Genomic DNA, 17,074 nt, shown 5'->3' with positions numbered 1-17,074 from the left:
TCAACGCCACCGCCCGGCCCTTTCTACCTGCCATGATCAAGACGTTCCGCAACCCGCAACTGACCAAGAACGGCGAGCTCAAGCACCTGCTTTCGATCGAGGGCTTGTCGCGCGAGATGGTCGCGCACATCCTCGACACTGCCAGCCAGTTTGTCTCGCTGTCCGACTCGGACCGCGAAGTGAAGAAGGTGCCGCTGTTGCGCGGCAAAAGCGTGTTCAACCTGTTCTTCGAGAACTCCACGCGCACCCGCACCACCTTCGAGATTGCCGCCAAGCGGCTGTCGGCGGACGTGCTCAACCTGAACATCAACGCCTCGTCCACCAGCAAGGGCGAGTCGCTGCTCGACACCATCAACAACCTGTCGGCGATGTCGGCCGACATGTTCGTGGTGCGCCACGCCAGCTCCGGCGCGCCCTACCTGATCGCCGAGCACGTCGCGCCCCATGTGCATGTCATCAACGCCGGCGACGGCCGCCACGCGCACCCCACCCAGGGGCTGCTCGACATGTACACGATCCGCCACTACAAGAAGGATTTCACCAATCTCACGGTCGCCATCGTGGGTGACATCCTGCACTCCCGCGTGGCGCGCTCCGACATCCACGCGCTGACCACGCTGGGCGTGCCCGAAGTGCGCGCCATCGGCCCGCGCACGTTGCTGCCCTCGGGGCTCGAGCAGATGGGCGTGCGCGTCTTCCACAATATGGAAGAGGGACTCAAGGGCGTGGACGTGGTGATCATGCTGCGCCTGCAGAACGAGCGCATGAGTGGCGCGCTGTTGCCCTCGGCGCAGGAATACTTCAAGGCTTATGGCCTCACGCCCGAGCGCCTGGCGCTGGCCAAGCCCGATGCCATCGTGATGCACCCGGGCCCGATGAACCGCGGCGTGGAGATCGACTCCGCCGTGGCCGACGGGCCGCAGTCCGTGATCCTCAACCAGGTGACCTTCGGCATTGCGGTACGCATGGCCGTGATGGGCATCGTGGCCGGAAATAGCGACTAACTGGGCCTACATACCAAAACGCCCGAGCCAAAACAGCCAAGCGACACGATTTGACTGCTCCACACCCTTTCGGAGGGAATTCCCACTTCACGGAATGCAACCCGACATCATCTCAAAGAGACATGGGACTTACGCTTTCTCCATGGGCTGACACCGCCAGTCCGACGGCCAAAATGTTGCGTGCAGCATTGATGTCACGGTCATGGGCCGTGCCGCATGCAGGGCACACCCAGGTGCGGACGTTTAATGGCATCTTGGCCACCGTATGCCCGCAATCGCTGCATCGCTTGCTAGACGGATACCAGCGGTCGATGCCAATCAACGTGCGCCCATACCACTGCGCTTTGTATTCCAGCTGCCTGACGAACTCCGACCAGCTTGCATCGCTAATTGACTTCGAAAGGGAGCGGTTTTTCTGCATGTTGCTGATGGCAAGACTTTCGATGGCTATCACTTGGTTCTCGTTTATCAACCGAGTCGAAAGTTTGTGCAGGAAGTCTCCGCGGGCATCTGCAATCTTGGCATGCAGTTTTGCGACTTTCAGCTTCGCCTTGGCGCGGCGAGCTGATCCTTTCTGCTTCTTCGCCAGTCTCCGCTGCAACTTGGAGAGTTTGGATTCATTTCTGCGAAATGTGTTCGGCGCAGCTATTTTCTCGCCATTCGAGAGGATGGCGAAGTGGGTCAGCCCCAAGTCGATTCCGAGCTTTGAGGCGCCCTCAGGTTTGGCCGCAATCAGGTCATCGCACAACAGGGAAATGTGGTATCGGCCAGCTGTGTCCTTCGATGCTGTGACCGTTGTGATCTTGGCACCCTTGGGCAGGGTGCGTGACCAGCGTATTGCAAGCGGCTCCCCCATCTTCGCCAACCTTAGCGCACTGCCATTCCACGTGAAGGCGCTGCTCGTGTATTCCGCCGATTGCTTGTCGCGCTTCGATTTGAACGTCGGGTACTTCGCACGCTTGCCGAAAAAGTTGGCGAACGCGGTTTGCAGATGGCGCAGCGCCTGCTGCACCGGCACGGAGCTAACCTCGTTCAGCCAAGCGAACTCGGGCTGTTTTTTCAGCGCGGTCAATGCAGCGGAGGTTTCGTGATATCCGACTCGCTCCTGCCGCTCAAGCCATGCAGCGGTACGCAGCTCAAGCATGTGGTTGTACGCAAATCGCGCGCACCCAAATGTCCGCGCAAGAATTACTCCCTGTTCGGGTGTGGGGTAGAACCGGAATCGGTATGCGCGCTTAACGTTCACGCCTCACACAATACAATGTATATGTGTGAAATCCAATACCGGAATGCAATGCTTGCGCGTTGCGCTCCTTTCATCCCCGCCTGAAGCTCGGGGTTTCTCGGAGTAACTCTGATGAAGATCCACATCAAGGGCGGCCGCCTGATCGACCCGGCCGCGAACGTCGATGCGCAGCAAGACCTCTACATTGCCGCGGGCAAGATCGTCGGCGTGGGCAGCGCGCCGGCGGACTTCCATGCCAACAAGACCATCGACGCGGCCGGGCTGATCGTCTGCCCCGGCCTGGTTGACCTCTCCGCGCGGCTGCGCGAGCCCGGCTACGAGTACAAGGCCACGCTCGAATCCGAAGTGGCGGCAGCCACCGCCGGCGGCGTGACCAGCCTGGTCTGCCCGCCCGACACCGACCCCGTGCTGGACGAGCCCGGCCTGGTCGAGATGCTCAAGTACCGCGCCCGCACGCTCAACCAGACGCACGTCTACCCGCTGGGCGCGCTGACGCTGGGCTTGAAGGGCGAGACGCTGACCGAGATGTCGCAGCTGACCGAGGCCGGCTGCATCGGCTTCTCGCAGGCCGAAGCGCCGATCCGCAACACCCAGGTGCTGCTGCGCGCCCTGCAGTACGCGCAGACCTTCGGCTTCACGGTCTGGCTGCGCCCGGAAGACCCGTACCTCGGTGGCGGCGTGGCCGCCAGCGGCGCCGTGGCTTCGCGCCTGGGGCTGTCCGGGATGTCGGTGATCGCCGAGACGGTGCGCCTGCATACCATTTTCGAGCTGATGCGCAGCTCCGGCGCGCGCGTGCACCTGTGCCGGCTGTCCTCGGCCGCCGGCATCGAGCTGGTACGCCAGGCCAAGCGCGAAGGACTCAAGGTCACCTGCGACGTCAATATCCACCACGTGTCGTTGACCGATATGGACATCGGCTACTTCAACTCGCAGATGCGCTTCTCGCCGCCGCTGCGCAGCGCGCGCGATCGCGACGCCATCGTGGCGGGTCTGGCCGATGGCACCATTGACGCGCTGTGCTCGGACCACACCCCCGTGGACGACGACGAAAAGCTGCTGCCCTTCGCCGAAGCCTCGCCCGGCGCCACTGGGCTGGAACTGCTGCTGCCGCTGACGCTGCGCTGGGCCGAGGAGCACAAGGTGCCGCTGGGGAAGGCGCTCGCCCGCATCACGGCGGAGCCCGCCCGCGTGCTGGGCCTGGCGGCTGGAACGCTGAGCACCGGCAGCGCGGCCGATATTTGCATCTTCCATCCCGAGCAGGAGTGGAAGGTGGAGCGGCGCGCGCTCAAGAGCCAGGGCAAGAACTCGCCGTGGCTAGGCTACGACATGCGTGGCCGCGTGCGCACCACGCTGGTCGGCGGCCACGTCGTCTACGAACTGCACTGAGCACCATGACTTGCCAAGTGGATACGGGCAAGACGACTCGGACGGGCATGCCGGCGAGGTTTGCATGATCTGGCTACGCAAGACCACTCTCGCCCTGCACCTGCTGCGCGGCCTGATCACTTGCGCCCTGCTGTTTCCGTGGCTGGGTGTCGAGTCGCGCCAATGGCATATCCGGCGCTGGTCTCGCCGGCTGCTGGGGATCTGCGGCGTAACGGTCGAGGTGCAGGGACTGGAGCCCGGGCAGCAGCCCCCGCATGGCGCCATGGTGGTGTCCAACCACATCTCCTGGCTGGACATCTACGTCATCAACTGCTGGCAGCCCGTGCGCTTCGTGGCCAAGTCGGAGATTCGCGACTGGCCTGTGATCGGCTGGCTGTGCGGGCAGACGGGCACCATCTTTATCGAACGGGCGCGCAAGCGGGATGCGCACCGGGTGCTGCATGCCATTACCGATGTGATGCTGCAGGGTGATCTTGTTTGCGTGTTTCCTGAGGGGACCACCACGGACGGCAGCAGCGTGCTGCCGTTCCACGCCAACCTGATGCAGGCGCCGATTTCGGGCGGGCTGCCGGTGCAGCCGGTTGGGTTGACGTATCTGGATGCGGCTACGGGGCAGTCGACCACGGCGCCGGCGTATATCGGGGATCTGACCCTGCTGCAGACGCTCGATGCCGTCCTGCGTGCGCCGCCGATCACGGCGCGGCTGGCGTTTGGGCCTGTGTTACATGCCTCGTCCGCCAGCCGCCGTGAGCTGGCTGAATCGGCGCGGGAGGTGGTGATGCACCTTTGCCGGGGAGAGTATGAGGGGGCGACAACGCTGGCGCGCCAGGCGAATCGCGTGAGCCCGCTACCCGAGTATGGTGTTGGCAGTCCGACACCGGTCGACCCATTGGATGTTCCCGCGTCATCAGGTTCGGCAGCGGTACGCTAGCGGCGGTCCTTTGTGCCAGCACGCTGGCCTGCACAAGCACGAACCCGTTTTTTACGCAGACTTGAGTGTTTGCTTGTCGTGATCAGGGTCGGCAACCGGCGTCGCCTTTTGCGCGTGGCGCTGCACAATACGCTTGCCGAACCGAATTCCGGGCTTTTCGACCCATTGATAGGTCGCCGCAGCGACGAGGACGAGCACCAGGACCAGTAGCAGGACGACCAGCCAGTACTGCTGGGCGCCCCGCAAGGCAAGTTGCCCCAGGGTTCTCGGCGAGAACAGCGCCTGCAGCACCAGTCCTTGCAGCAGATAGGTACCGTAGCTGATATTCCCCAAGCGAATGGCACCGCGCGATGCCAGCAGGCCAAAGAATGTGGTTCCACTGCTGACCAGCAGAAAGAACGCCCCAAGAAGCGCAATCGGGCCCCAGGCGTATGCGGTCTTGCTGCTGGCGAAGAGAGCAATAAGCAGGGAGATGCCGACCAGGGACTTCACACTGTTGTCTCCACAGAGCTGCGGATACCGTCGCACCATGCTTGCGGCAAACATCCCGCAAGCAAACAGAGCGACGAAATACCGCTCCATGTCGGAGAACACCGTGGGCGAGTACACGTAGAGCCAGGCGATGGCGGGAATGAAAGACAGTACAGATCGCCGCAACGCGGCGATCGCCAGGAACGGTAGCGAGATATAGAACAGCCACTCGTAGTAAAGGGTCCACGCTACTCCCGCGAGGATCAGCGATGGGGTACCGTAGCCATTGATGGGTGAGGGCGATTTCGTAAGGCCTGGCAAAATCCAATGAAATACCTGACCGGACAATTCCCCGAACGAGACGGCCAATCGAAACTGTGTTCGATAGGCTACGATCGCGAACATGAACCCCACGGCCACTAGATAAAGTGGCGCGATCCGGAAAAAGCGGTTGCCGTATAGAGCAAGCCAATTGATGCGCGGACCCTCGTCCAGCAGGCGCCCCCAGAACAGAACCGCGGTAATCATGAAGAACAGCGAAACGCCGACTTGTCCAAGGAGAGCGTAGTAGGAGGAAGGCGGCAGCTGCCACACGCCGGTCTGTATGAAGCCGTAGGTAATCGACGCATGGTGCAGCACCACCGCAAGCGCCAGGAATCCGCGCAATCCATCGAGGGAAACATTGCGCGACCCTGCCTGACTTTGCGGGCTATCGAGGAAGCGCCACGGCCAGTCGGGTGTCACGAACACAAGGGCGAGCGCGAATATGGCGAGTGAGGGCCATATTGAAAGGGGGGTCACGTGCAACGGTCCTAAGCTGGTGCAGTTAGCTGGAACAGTCGCGCATGATGCCACAGGCCCATCCGCCAATGGAAGAACGTCGCATCCGGGCTAGGAATGCGGATCGCAGTACTGCGGGCATTCCACCTGGACGAGTGAGCGCTCCGTCGGATCCGTTGCCAGCCGTGCCGCCGTCAGCTTGCCCCCCCAGACACACCCGGTATCCAGCGCCATGAGGTTGGGGCGCATCACCAGCCCAAGTGTCGACCAGTGTCCGCAGACGACGGTAGTGTCCTCGGTACGCCGGCCCGGGACGTCGAACCAGGGCATGTAGCCGGCAGGCGTGTAGCCGGGGCCGTCCTTCGTCTTCAGATCCATCACGCCGTGAGCGTTGCAGAACCGCAGGCGGGTAAGGGCGTTGACGATTACCTTGTGACGCTCGATGCCGCGCAGGTTGGGGACCCAGCGGTCTGCCGCATTGCCGAAGATGCCGCCCAGGAATGCCTTCCAGTGGGGCCCTTGCAACTCGCGCTCCACTTCCCTGGCCAGTTCCATGGTCTGCTCGGCCGTCCACTGCGGGAGCACGCCGGCGTGTACGAGCAGGAAGCCGTTCTCATGGATGGCCATGGGCCGGTGCCTGAGCCATGTGATTAGTTCGTTGCAGTCAGCGGCGTCGAGGATATCGTCCAGGGTGTCGCCGCGCCCCGGCTTGCGCACGCCGGCGGCCACGGCCAGCAAATGGATATCGTGATTGCCAAGCACGGATTCGGCGCGGTCGCCGAGCTGGCGGACGGTCCGCAGCGCGCGTGCCGAAGCCGGGCCGCGGTTGACCAGGTCACCGACGAAGCGCACATGGCTGTCCACCGGCAGGCGCTGGGTGAGGAGTTCTTCGAATGAAGCCGCGCAGCCTTGAAGGTCGCCAATAGCATAATGATAATTATAAGTCACAAATATATGCTGCCTGATTGAATCCGAAAAAATTGGTTCTGAATTTCCGATATTGTGAGGACAATTTGGGCGGGACGTTACAACAGGCTACAAAAATATGGCAGTTCCGGGTAAGGCCTCGTCCCCCGTCGGATAGAATACCGCCACTTCTGCAGGTACTTAAGATCCCGCCGTCCCCACAACGGACCCAGGCGGGCGCTCGGCATTTGTCGGGTTCTCGAAACATATCGATAGGCAGGGAGCACAGCTTTTGTCTCATATTCTCGTTACAGGCGGTGCGGGGTTCATTGGCGCCAACTTCGTTCTGAACTGGCTCGGCAAGGAAGACGCCGACAGGATTGTCAATGTCGACAAGCTGACCTATGCCGGTAACCGCAAGACGCTGGCCTCGCTCGAGGGCGACAGCCGCCATGTCTTCTCGCAGACGGATATCTGCGACCGCGCCGCGCTGGACCAACTGCTGGCGACCCACAAGCCGCGCGCCGTGGTCCACTTTGCCGCGGAGAGCCATGTTGACCGCTCCATCCACGGCCCGGCCGAGTTCATCCAGACCAATATCGTTGGCACGTTCACGCTGCTCGAGGCGGTGCGCGCCTACTGGAGCGCGCTGGATGACGAAGCCAAGGCAGCCTTCCGTTTCCTGCACGTCTCGACTGACGAAGTCTTCGGCTCGCTCGAAGCCGACGATCCGCAGTTCTCCGAGACCACGCCCTACGCCCCCAACAGCCCGTATTCGGCGTCGAAGGCCGCATCGGACCACCTCGTGCGCGCCTATCACCACACCTATGGCTTGCCGGTTCTCACCACGAACTGCTCCAACAACTACGGCCCGTATCACTTCCCCGAGAAGCTGATTCCGCTGATCATCGCCAACGCGCTGGGCGGCAAGCCCTTGCCCGTCTACGGCGATGGCCTGAACGTACGCGACTGGCTGTATGTTGGCGATCACTGCGCCGCCATCCGCGAAGTGCTGGCGCGTGGCCGCCTGGGCGAGACTTACAATGTGGGCGGCTGGAACGAGAAGACCAATCTTGACGTGGTCCATACCCTTTGCGACCTGCTCGACGAGCTGCGTCCCAAGGCAGCGGGCTCCTACCGGGACCAGATCACCTTCGTCAAGGACCGTCCTGGCCACGACCGTCGCTATGCCATCGATGCGCGCAAGCTGGAACGCGAGCTTGGCTGGAAGCCCGCTGAGACGTTCGAGAGCGGCATGCGCAAGACCGTCCAGTGGTATTTGGACAATCAAGCCTGGGTACAGGATGTGATGTCGGGCGAATACCGGAACTGGATGGCAAAGCAATATGCAGCATAAGATGCCTACTGTTCCTACCCTTCTTGTAACAGGAAGCAACGGCCAGGTTGGATTTGAACTGCGCCGCAGCCTGGCGCCGCTGGGCCATGTGGTCGCGCTTGACCGGGCCGGCTGCGATCTGTCGAATGTGGAGGCGCTGCGTCAGGTGGTTCGCCAGTACCGCCCGGATGTGATCGTCAATCCGGCCGCCTACACGGCGGTGGACAAGGCTGAGACCGACGCCGAGACCGCGTTTGCGGTCAACGGCACGGCGGCTGGCGTGCTGGCGGAAGAGGCTAAGGCGCTTGGTAGCCTGTTGGTGCACTACTCGACCGACTACGTCTTCGACGGCAGCAAGGCTGGGGCTTATGTGGAAACCGATCCGGTCAATCCACGCTCGGTCTACGGCGCAAGCAAACTGGCTGGCGAGCAGGCGATCGAGGCGGTTGGTGGCCACTCACTGATCCTGCGCACGTGCTGGGTGGCCGGCGCGCATGGCGGGAACTTCACCAAGACGATGCTCAAGTTAGGTCGCGAGCGCGACAGCCTGCGCGTGATCGCCGATCAATTCGGCGCACCGACCACGGCTGCGCTGATCGCGGATGTGACCGCCCAGATCATTGGGCGCTTCTGGTTCGCTGGCGAACAGAGCGCATTCCCTTCCGGCATTTATCATCTGGCCGCTGCGGGGGAAACAAGCTGGCACGGCTACGCCACTGAAGTGTTGCGTTATGCCGCTGCGCAAGGGATCGAACTGAAGGTGGATCCGGCCAGCGTCGAAGCGATTCCGGCCACAGCCTACCCACTGCCCGCGCCACGTCCGGCGAACTCGCGCCTGGACACAGCCAAGCTTCGCCAAGCCTTCGAGATTCATCTGCCGCACTGGCAGCCGGGCATCCATTATCTGCTTGACCAGATTTTTTCCTGAAGCGGCTCATCATGCGTAAAGGCATCATCCTCGCCGGCGGTTCCGGCACTCGTCTGCATCCCGCCACGCTTGCCATCAGCAAGCAGCTGCTGCCGGTGTACGACAAGCCAATGATCTATTACCCGCTGTCCACACTGATGCTGGGTGGCATGCGCGACGTGCTGATCATCAGCACGCCGCAGGACACCCCCCGTTTCCAGCAACTGCTGGGCGACGGTAGCCAATGGGGCATGAACCTGCAATACGCGGTCCAGCCCAGCCCGGACGGGCTCGCGCAAGCATTCATCATCGGTGATAAGTTCCTGGGGGCCTCGCCCAGCGCGCTGGTGCTGGGCGACAACATCTTCTATGGCCATGACTTCCAGGGCCTGCTAACGCAAGCCGACCAGCAAACCAGCGGCGCGACGGTCTTTGCCTACCATGTGCAAGACCCCGAGCGCTATGGCGTGGTGGACTTTGACAAGATGGGGAAGGCCAGCAGCATCGAAGAGAAGCCCAAGGTGCCGAAGAGCAACTTCGCGGTCACCGGTCTCTATTTTTACGACAACCAGGTCGTGGATATCGCCAAGGCAGTCAAGCCCAGTGCCCGTGGCGAACTGGAAATCACGACGGTCAACCAGGCGTACCTGGAGAGCGGGCAATTGAATGTTCAGATCATGCAGCGCGGCTACGCATGGCTGGATACCGGCACGCACGAGAGTTTGCTCGAGGCTGGCCAGTTTATTGCCACGCTGGAGCATCGCCAAGGGCTCAAGATTGCTTGCCCGGAAGAAATTGCGTGGCGCCATGGCTTCATCAATACCGAACAGTTTGAAAAGCTGGCTCAGCCGCTGGCCAAGAACGGCTACGGACAGTACATGTTGCGCCTGCTGAAGGAAGAGAGAGAAACATGAAAGTTACGGCTACTGCTATTCCTGAAGTGCTCATCATCGAGCCCAAGGTGTTTGGTGACGCGCGCGGATTCTTCTATGAGAGCTTCAATCAAAAGTCCTTTAATGAGGCTACAGGCCTGAACCTGACTTTCGTGCAGGACAATCACAGCCGAAGCAGCAAAGGGGTGTTGCGCGGCTTGCATTATCAAGTGCAGCAGGCGCAAGGCAAACTGGTTCGCGTAGTCCGCGGTGCGGTGTATGACGTGGCGGTGGACATCCGCAGGGAATCTCCCACATTTGGCAAGTGGGTCGGAATCGAACTGACCGAAGACAATCACAAACAATTCTGGGTGCCGGCGGGCTTTGCTCATGGCTTCCTAGTACTCAGTGATAGCGCCGATTTCCTCTATAAAACCACTGATTACTACGCGCCAGAGCACGAACGTTGTATCGCGTGGAATGATCCGCAGATAGGGATCGAGTGGCCTTTGGCCCAATTTTCCATCGAGGCCCCCCAGCTATCCTCAAAGGATCTGCAGGGCAAGGGCTTGAGCGAAGCCTGAGTCGGATTATGTCTCTTAGACGAAATACGCTATGGAACTTGGCGGGAACCGGGTTGCCGTTCTTGCTAGGGGCGCTTACCATCCCATACCTGCTTAAAAAGATTGGTGTCGAAGCGTTTGGAGTCTTGACTCTTGTTTGGGCTCTGGTTGGCTATTTCAGCCTATTTGACTTTGGTTTGGGGCGGGCGCTTACACAGCAAGTGGCGTCCGCGCGCTCAACTGGCCTTCTCTCGGATTTGCCGAGTCTGGTCAAGACTGGCCTGTGGTTCACGGCCGGTACGGGCGTGATCGGTGGGCTTGCTCTTGCTGCATTGTCAAACTTACTGGCGCAGCGTTGGCTAAATGTAAGCGTTGCGCTCCAGCCGAGCACGGTGCAGGCGCTTTTGATTGCCGCACTGGGCATTCCGCTAACCACGGTAACGACCGGGCTGCGAGGGATTCTGGAAGCCTATGAGGACTTCAGAATAGTTAATCTACTGCGCATTGTACTAGGTACCGCGAACTTCGGCTTGCCGGCGCTTAGTGCCATGTTTATCGGTGATTCCCTTGCCTGGATGGTCGCAGGCCTGATTGCGGTGCGAGTGCTTGTATTGTTTGGTCACGCCTGGTCTGTCCACAGGAAACTGCCTGCCGGATGGATATCGGCCGGTTTCAGCCCGCAGAAAATGAGAGGGCTCCTTTCCTTTGGCGCCTGGATGACCGTGTCGAATATCATTGGTCCGCTGATGGTTACGGCCGACCGATTCGTCATTTCAGCGGTTCTAGGCGCGAGTTTTGTCGCGTATTACACGGTTCCCTCTGAGATGCTGACTCGTGTATTGATTTTGCCCGGAGCGGTGACTGCCGCATTGTTTCCCCGGTTGGCCTCGATTCTGACCAGTGATCCTGACGGCGCAAATGCTCTGTATCGAAGGTGTATAGCGCTGGTTTCATCGGTGATGGCGCCGCTATGTCTTCTGATCGCTGCATGCTCGTATTGGGGATTGACACTTTGGTTAGGAAGAGATTTTGCTGATCACTCGTGGAGCATTGTGGTTGTCATGGCGGTTGGAATATTGCTGAATGGGGTCGCCTTTGTCCCATTCGCAGCCATACAGGCTGCTGGCCACGCACATATGACGGCAAAAATCCATGCCGTTGAATTGATGATCTATCTCCCACTGCTAGTGTTTAGCTTGCACCAGATCGGTCTGCTCGGAGCGGCTATGGTCTGGACTGCCCGGGTCGGCGCTGATCTCATCGCGCTCCTTATTTTTGCACGGCGGTACGGTTTTGACGCTGCATACACAGTTCCGAATGCAGGAACTTCACGCGCTAGATGACTGATATGCCTTCCCCCAGTCCGGATCAGCCTCCGCGGATAGCATCCCCAATGGGGGGCTCCGATGGTGAGCTGGTTGGAGGGGCAATTTTTAATCGCATCTTCCTTGTTGTTCCTGGTGCCCTGTTAATCACAGATCTCGCCTTGCTCGGTTCCGGGCAGTGGAGCGATATCCTGGGTTTTTCCGTGCGAAAGCTGCTGCTCCTGATATTGGCGGGATATTCAACGCTCTTGTGGGTGCGATCGTCCTCTCCGCTGCCGCACACATTTAGCGGTGTGGCGGCGCTTGCCCTCTTTGTTACGGGCTGGAGTGTGATGATTCCTTTGCTCCACAACACGCCGCTATCGAGTGCGTTGGCTGATAGCCAGTTATTTCTTGGACTCCTGTTCGCGCCTGCGCTGGCCCTGGCCATCGCCCGGGCCAACTGTTGGTCAGGTGCTTTGCGTCTGATTGAGCGCCTTATTTGGATACTTGCGCTGCTTCATATCGCAATTTTTTGGTATGAGAAATTCTCCGGTGATGGGGCGACAGGGCTCGTCACGGCTATGCGTTCAGTCCTCGAACCTGGTCGATCCGAAGATGAGACCAGCGTGTTCATTGGACCTATTGCCGAAGGGTTTCGGGTTTTTTGGGGTAGTTCGGTTTTCCTACTGCTGGGTCTCTATCTTTCGATACGCAATTTTGCTAGACGTCGGTTTCTGATTGGTATCTTGATTATTATTCTTATTTCATATGCGATTCAACTTACTCTAACGCGAGCAATGCTGCTGTCCGTCCCGATTTTTCTTGTTTTGTCGTGGCTGTTCGATCGTTCATTGAATCTTCTGCGCTTGGGGCCGGTGCTTTATTTGCTTGTTGGAGTCGTGTTGCTGATGCTGACATTGCCCGTTGTGTTGATGGCCGACCCGCATTTGTTGACCGCCATCGGTTTGGGGCGCGAAATCAGCGATGATCTCCGATATCAGCAGGTGATGGCGCTTGGCAATGCCATCATGGCAAATCCTTGGTTTGGCAGCGGTCTTGGAGCTCACGTCGATCTAATCCGGTCGGAGGGAGCGCCGTGGAGCTACGAATTAAGCATGCTTGCGCTATACATGAAGACGGGATTTTTTGGGGTGCTTCTATTGTTATGGGTTTTTATAGTATTCGTGCATTCGGTAGCCATTGAGATCCCCAGCTATGAATCGTTGTCTGAGTCTGCCCGGCGGGCAATACCGCGGATTGCAGCTCTGCTCTTTTGCATCATTTTTTGCAGCAATACAAATCCCTATCTGTTCAGCATGCTCGGCTGGGGGCTACTAATGTTTGTTTATATTGAGTTTTTTGTAACTATGCAAAAGCAGCCTTTCGTGGGAGCACCGGTATGATTTTGAGCGTATGGGCCGTTGTGGTGTGCTATAGCCCTGGTCGAGCGGAGCTAACGCGGCTGCTTGACGCGCTGAATGGTCAGGTAGCCAACACATTGGTTATGAATAATGGCGGTATCTCCCCTGAATTGTTGGCTGAACTGAGCGGGCTGCCGAATGTTCAGGTCGTTGACATGGGGGGGAATCTCGGCATAGCAGCGCCTCTCAATCGGGCTTTCGAGATGATGGGAGAAAGGGGCGTGGAGTTTGGCGTAACATTTGATCAGGATAGCCAGCCGTCGATAAATCATGTCAGCGCACTTGTGCGGGCTTGGCACGGCTTGGCATCCGCGCCGTCCTCGCACGCATCCGTCGGTGCTATTGGCCCTAGTTTTTACGATTTGCGTGGTGGTCGATTCGACTATCCGTTCTTTCGGGCCAAGGGGCTGCATGTCGAGCGGGTGTTCGAGGATTCAGGAGAGCGGCTTCCATGTGCCGATGCGCTAATTACCTCCGGAATGCTGGTGCCGGTGAAGATGTGGCAGAAATTTCACTTTATCGACGAATTATTTATTGATTATGTCGATACGGAATGGTGTTTCCGCACACGGAAGGCCGGTTATCAGCATTTTGGCTGCTTTGAAGTGAAAATGCAGCATGAACTGTCCGATGGACAGCCGATTGTGTTTGCAGGCATGACTTTATTGCGCTACAGCGCGTTGCGTCGCTATTATTACTTCCGGAATGGTGCCTACCTGGCTACGCGCAATTATGTACCTCTGGTATTTCGCATCCGTCTGGTAATTGGCATGATCGTGCGTGCAATCACCAGTCCGTTTATCGATGCGCATCCGTTGCGCTCGCTGAGTTACATCGCTCGCGGTTTGCGAGATGCCGCCCTCGGGAATTTTGGTAGGATAGATTCGTGAGTTCGACGGCAGATGTTCTTGCGCCACTAGGCAATCCGAAGCGTTCGGGGGAGGAGGGCGTTCAGGTAGCTGTTCTTATGGCTACCTACAATGGGCGCTCGTGGATCGAGGAACAGGTGTGCAGCATACTCAATCAGCGCGGGGTTGTGGTTATGCTGGTTGTTTCCGACGATCTTTCGACAGATGGCACATGGGAGTGGCTGCAAGAATTGGCTGCGCAAGATCAGCGAGTCCGTTTGCTGCCGCATGTCGGACGGTTCGGCGGTGCTGCAAAGAACTTCTTTCGACTTATACGTGACGTAGATTTCTCTTGCTATGACTACATAGCCCTGGCGGACCAGGACGATGTCTGGCATGACGACAAGCTCAAAGTAGCGCATGAATCTATTGTGGAGGGACGGTATGCGGCTTATTCGGGGAATGTGACTGCATTCTGGCCGGATGGGCGGCAGTTGTTGATAAATAAAGCGCAGCCACAGCGGAAGTATGATTTTCTGTTTGAGGCGGCAGGCCCGGGATGCAGTTATGTGCTGAGGGTTTCGGCGGCATTAGGTTTTAAGGAATTTCTACAAAAGAATTGGCTGGCCGTGAACGAAGTTGCTCTGCATGACTGGTTGATCTATGCGTGGTTCAGGGCCAATCGTATGGGCTGGTATATTGACGAGAGGCCCAAGATTCAATACCGCCAGCACGGCGGAAATCAGGTCGGAGCGAACCAAGGACTTCGGGCGATGCGCGGACGTCTGAAAATGATACGATCTGGCTGGTATCGGGTAGAGATCAGTAGGATAGCTAGTTTGTTGGCAGCGCAGTTGTCGGAGTTGCCGGCAAGTATTCCAGCGCGCGGGGAGGTGCCTCGTCTATTTTTGTTAAGGCATATTACTGAGGTGAGGCGGCGAGTACGCGACCGTTTGGTTTTCTTGTTTGCAATCATGCTTGGTTTTTACTGATCTCACTCAGCAAAATTATGAGAAGCATTCTATTGACTGGTGCTACCGGCTTTGTGGGAGGGGCTTTACTACGACGAATTGCGAAGGATGAAATCGCAATCACGGTGGCTGCCAGACGTGAGTTCGACGGATTTCCCAGTCGGGCAAGAGTCAGCAGGATCTCGGATATAGGCCGCGATACTGATTGGGGTGCGGCTCTTCGCGGCCAGGACGTGGTGGTGCACTGCGCTGCCCGCGTGCATGTCATGAAGGATCGTTCGGCCGATCCGCTGGCTGCCTTCCGAGCCGTGAATGTGGTGGGTACTTTGAATCTGGCTCGTCAGGCCGCGATTGCCGGCGTGAGGCGATTCATATTTTTGAGTTCGATAAAAGTCAATGGAGAGATTACCACCCTGGGCCATCCGTTTACGGCCGATGATTTGCCGATGCCCCAAGACCCTTATGGGATTAGCAAGCACGAAGCGGAGCAAGGATTGCGGGATATCGCTGCCGAAACGGGCCTTGAAGTGGTGATTATCCGACCACCATTGGTTTATGGTCCCGGTGTACAGGCTAATTTTGCGGCGCTCTTACGCGCGGTGGCGCATGGCATACCACTGCCGTTGGGCGCCATAAATAACCGACGCAGTCTGGTTGCACTGGACAATCTGGTTGATTTAATTGTGACTAGCATCGCGCACCCAGCAGCCGCCAATCATACGTTTCTTGTATCCGACGGTGAAGACCTGTCGACGACGCAATTGCTGCAACGTATGGGGCAGGCTTTGGGCAGGTCGGCGCGTCTAATTCCGGTTCCCTCCAAACTGATCGAATTGGGGGCGACTCTTGTCGGCAAGCCAACCCTTGCTCATCGCTTGTGTGGATCTCTGCAAGTGGATATAGCAAAGACAAGGCAGATCCTAGGATGGCAGCCGCCGCTGTCGGTGGATGACGGGTTGAAGAAGGCAGCGGAGGGATATCGACGTGAAGCGTCTGTTTGATTTGATTCTGGCCCTGTGCGCGGCGGTGATCTTGCTGCTGCCGGTAGCGCTGGTGGCCCTTGCCGTGCGCTTGACTTCGAAAGGGCCGGCCCTGTACTGGTCCGACAGGGTAGGGCGCGGGAACAAGATCTTCAAGATGCCGAAGTTCCGCAGTATGCGTGTGGGCACGCCTGCCGTGGCAACGCATCTGCTGTCGGATCCCAAGGTCTATCTGACCCCGATCGGATCGTTCTTGCGCAAGAGCAGCCTGGATGAGTTGCCACAACTGTGGAGCATCCTGGCAGGCGACATGAGTTTCGTGGGTCCGCGCCCGGCGCTGTTCAATCAGGACGACCTCATTACGTTGCGTACCCAATACGGCGTGCATGATCTGGTGCCTGGCTTGACCGGATGGGCCCAGGTGAATGGCCGGGATGAGTTGCCTATTCCAGACAAGGTCAAGTTGGATGTGGAGTACCTGCAGCGGCAATCTCTCTGGTTTGACGTGCGCATTCTCTGGATGACCTTCGTCAAAGTGCTGCACCGCGATGGAGTCTCTCACTGATGAAAAGATTGCTGATTGTGGGTGGCGGTGGGCATGGCCGTTCAGTGGCGGAGGCTTTGCTTGCCGCTGACCAATACAGGCTGGCGGGATTCGTGGATGACGCGTTCCCGGTGGTGCCCCATATCTGGGAGTGGCCTGTGCTCGGCGCCACGCCGGATCTGGCCAAGTGTCGCGATCATGCTGAGGTGGCGATTGTTGCCATTGGGAACAATCGGGTCCGGGAGAACTTGCATCGGGCGCTTCGCGCCGCGGGATTCGATCTGGCGACCGTGGTGCATCCCAAGGCCATCGTATCCGCGCGAGCAGTCATTGGCGCGGGAGTTGCTGTTATGGCTGGAGCCATCGTCGGGACGGAGGCACGGCTGGGGGAGGGGGTAATCGTTAATTGCGGAGCCGTAGTGGATCACCATTGCCGGGTAGACGATTTTGGTCATTTGGGCGCGAATGCGGGGATGGCGGGTGGTTCTGTGCTGGGACGGGGAGCCTGGATGCAGGCGGGATCTGTTCTCGGCTATGGCGTGGAAGTGGCTGCAGAGGCCGTACTGCAACCCGGCCAAGCCGTGAGCAAAAAATAAAATAG

The 17,074-nt window shown here is 58.8% G+C and carries 17 protein-coding genes; 14 read left to right on the top strand and 3 right to left on the bottom strand.

Annotation, left to right across the window (positions count from 1 at the left end):
• Nucleotides 1-32 precede the first annotated feature (32 nt).
• Nucleotides 33-1,004, top strand: a complete 972-nt coding sequence (locus ACGLHR_RS10140; protein ID WP_400093612.1) for an aspartate carbamoyltransferase catalytic subunit — start codon at nucleotides 33-35, stop codon at nucleotides 1,002-1,004.
• Nucleotides 1,005-1,116: 112 nt separating this feature from the next.
• On the opposite strand, the gene ACGLHR_RS10135 is transcribed toward ACGLHR_RS10140, so the two are convergent.
• Entirely contained in the window at nucleotides 1,117-2,250 is a 1,134-nt protein-coding gene (locus tag ACGLHR_RS10135) for an RNA-guided endonuclease InsQ/TnpB family protein (RefSeq protein ID WP_400093611.1), read from the bottom strand.
• A 111-nt stretch (nucleotides 2,251-2,361) separates the two neighbouring features.
• Here ACGLHR_RS10135 and ACGLHR_RS10130 point away from each other — a divergent pair, with 111 nt between their 5' ends.
• Complete coding sequence (locus ACGLHR_RS10130) at nucleotides 2,362-3,636, top strand: dihydroorotase (RefSeq protein ID WP_400093610.1); 1,275 nt, start codon at nucleotides 2,362-2,364, stop codon at nucleotides 3,634-3,636.
• Between the two features lie 64 nt (nucleotides 3,637-3,700).
• A complete protein-coding gene (locus tag ACGLHR_RS10125; protein ID WP_400093608.1) occupies nucleotides 3,701-4,567 on the top strand; it encodes a lysophospholipid acyltransferase family protein in 867 nt (288 codons plus the stop codon).
• 51 nt (nucleotides 4,568-4,618) lie between these two features.
• Here ACGLHR_RS10125 and ACGLHR_RS10120 read toward each other — a convergent pair whose 3' ends face one another.
• Complete coding sequence (locus ACGLHR_RS10120; RefSeq protein ID WP_400093607.1) at nucleotides 4,619-5,839, bottom strand: acyltransferase family protein; 1,221 nt, start codon at nucleotides 5,837-5,839, stop codon at nucleotides 4,619-4,621.
• A gap of 90 nt (nucleotides 5,840-5,929) precedes the next feature.
• Nucleotides 5,930-6,766 carry a symmetrical bis(5'-nucleosyl)-tetraphosphatase gene (locus ACGLHR_RS10115; RefSeq protein WP_400093605.1) on the bottom strand — a complete coding sequence of 279 codons (837 nt, stop codon included), beginning with the start codon at nucleotides 6,764-6,766 and terminating at the stop codon, nucleotides 5,930-5,932.
• 250 nt (nucleotides 6,767-7,016) lie between these two features.
• Here ACGLHR_RS10115 and rfbB point away from each other — a divergent pair, with 250 nt between their 5' ends.
• Genes rfbB through ACGLHR_RS10060 form a run of 11 tightly spaced genes read left to right on the top strand, consistent with a single transcriptional unit; the run spans nucleotide 7,017 to nucleotide 17,069 of the window.
• Nucleotides 7,017-8,081: a dTDP-glucose 4,6-dehydratase gene (gene rfbB / locus ACGLHR_RS10110; RefSeq protein WP_400093603.1), complete on the top strand. Its 1,065-nt coding sequence runs from the start codon at nucleotides 7,017-7,019 to the stop codon at nucleotides 8,079-8,081.
• Nucleotides 8,071-8,988, top strand: a complete 918-nt coding sequence (rfbD, locus tag ACGLHR_RS10105; protein ID WP_400093601.1) for a dTDP-4-dehydrorhamnose reductase — start codon at nucleotides 8,071-8,073, stop codon at nucleotides 8,986-8,988. The genes rfbB and rfbD overlap by 11 nt, the downstream gene beginning before the upstream one ends.
• A gap of 11 nt (nucleotides 8,989-8,999) precedes the next feature.
• The gene (rfbA, locus tag ACGLHR_RS10100) at nucleotides 9,000-9,881 is read left to right on the top strand and encodes a glucose-1-phosphate thymidylyltransferase RfbA (protein WP_400093599.1); all 882 of its coding nucleotides are present in this window, start codon (nucleotides 9,000-9,002) and stop codon (nucleotides 9,879-9,881) included.
• On the top strand, nucleotides 9,878-10,423 hold the full coding sequence (rfbC, locus tag ACGLHR_RS10095; RefSeq protein WP_400093598.1) for a dTDP-4-dehydrorhamnose 3,5-epimerase: 546 nt from the start codon (nucleotides 9,878-9,880) through the stop codon (nucleotides 10,421-10,423). Before rfbA ends, rfbC begins: the two co-directional genes overlap by 4 nt.
• A gap of 8 nt (nucleotides 10,424-10,431) precedes the next feature.
• The gene (locus ACGLHR_RS10090; RefSeq protein WP_400093596.1) at nucleotides 10,432-11,745 is read left to right on the top strand and encodes a flippase; all 1,314 of its coding nucleotides are present in this window, start codon (nucleotides 10,432-10,434) and stop codon (nucleotides 11,743-11,745) included.
• A gap of 50 nt (nucleotides 11,746-11,795) precedes the next feature.
• Nucleotides 11,796-13,112 (top strand): hypothetical protein, encoded by a 1,317-nt coding sequence (locus ACGLHR_RS10085; protein WP_400093595.1) that lies wholly within the window; start codon nucleotides 11,796-11,798, stop codon nucleotides 13,110-13,112.
• Entirely contained in the window at nucleotides 13,109-14,020 is a 912-nt protein-coding gene (locus ACGLHR_RS10080; protein WP_400093593.1) for a glycosyltransferase family 2 protein, read from the top strand. Before ACGLHR_RS10085 ends, ACGLHR_RS10080 begins: the two co-directional genes overlap by 4 nt.
• On the top strand, nucleotides 14,017-14,970 hold the full coding sequence (locus ACGLHR_RS10075) for a glycosyltransferase (protein ID WP_400093591.1): 954 nt from the start codon (nucleotides 14,017-14,019) through the stop codon (nucleotides 14,968-14,970). The genes ACGLHR_RS10080 and ACGLHR_RS10075 overlap by 4 nt, the downstream gene beginning before the upstream one ends.
• A gap of 17 nt (nucleotides 14,971-14,987) precedes the next feature.
• On the top strand, nucleotides 14,988-15,950 hold the full coding sequence (locus ACGLHR_RS10070) for a UDP-glucose 4-epimerase family protein (protein ID WP_400093590.1): 963 nt from the start codon (nucleotides 14,988-14,990) through the stop codon (nucleotides 15,948-15,950).
• Nucleotides 15,934-16,494, top strand: a complete 561-nt coding sequence (locus tag ACGLHR_RS10065) for a sugar transferase (RefSeq protein WP_400093589.1) — start codon at nucleotides 15,934-15,936, stop codon at nucleotides 16,492-16,494. Before ACGLHR_RS10070 ends, ACGLHR_RS10065 begins: the two co-directional genes overlap by 17 nt.
• Complete coding sequence (locus ACGLHR_RS10060; protein ID WP_400093588.1) at nucleotides 16,494-17,069, top strand: acetyltransferase; 576 nt, start codon at nucleotides 16,494-16,496, stop codon at nucleotides 17,067-17,069. The genes ACGLHR_RS10065 and ACGLHR_RS10060 overlap by 1 nt, the downstream gene beginning before the upstream one ends.
• Nucleotides 17,070-17,074 lie beyond the last annotated feature (5 nt).

Origin of the sequence: Cupriavidus sp. CuC1, assembly GCF_044627735.1 — a bacterium.
GTDB lineage: Bacteria > Pseudomonadota > Gammaproteobacteria > Burkholderiales > Burkholderiaceae > Cupriavidus > Cupriavidus ulmosensis.
This window is presented reverse-complemented; position numbering and strand designations above follow the sequence as displayed.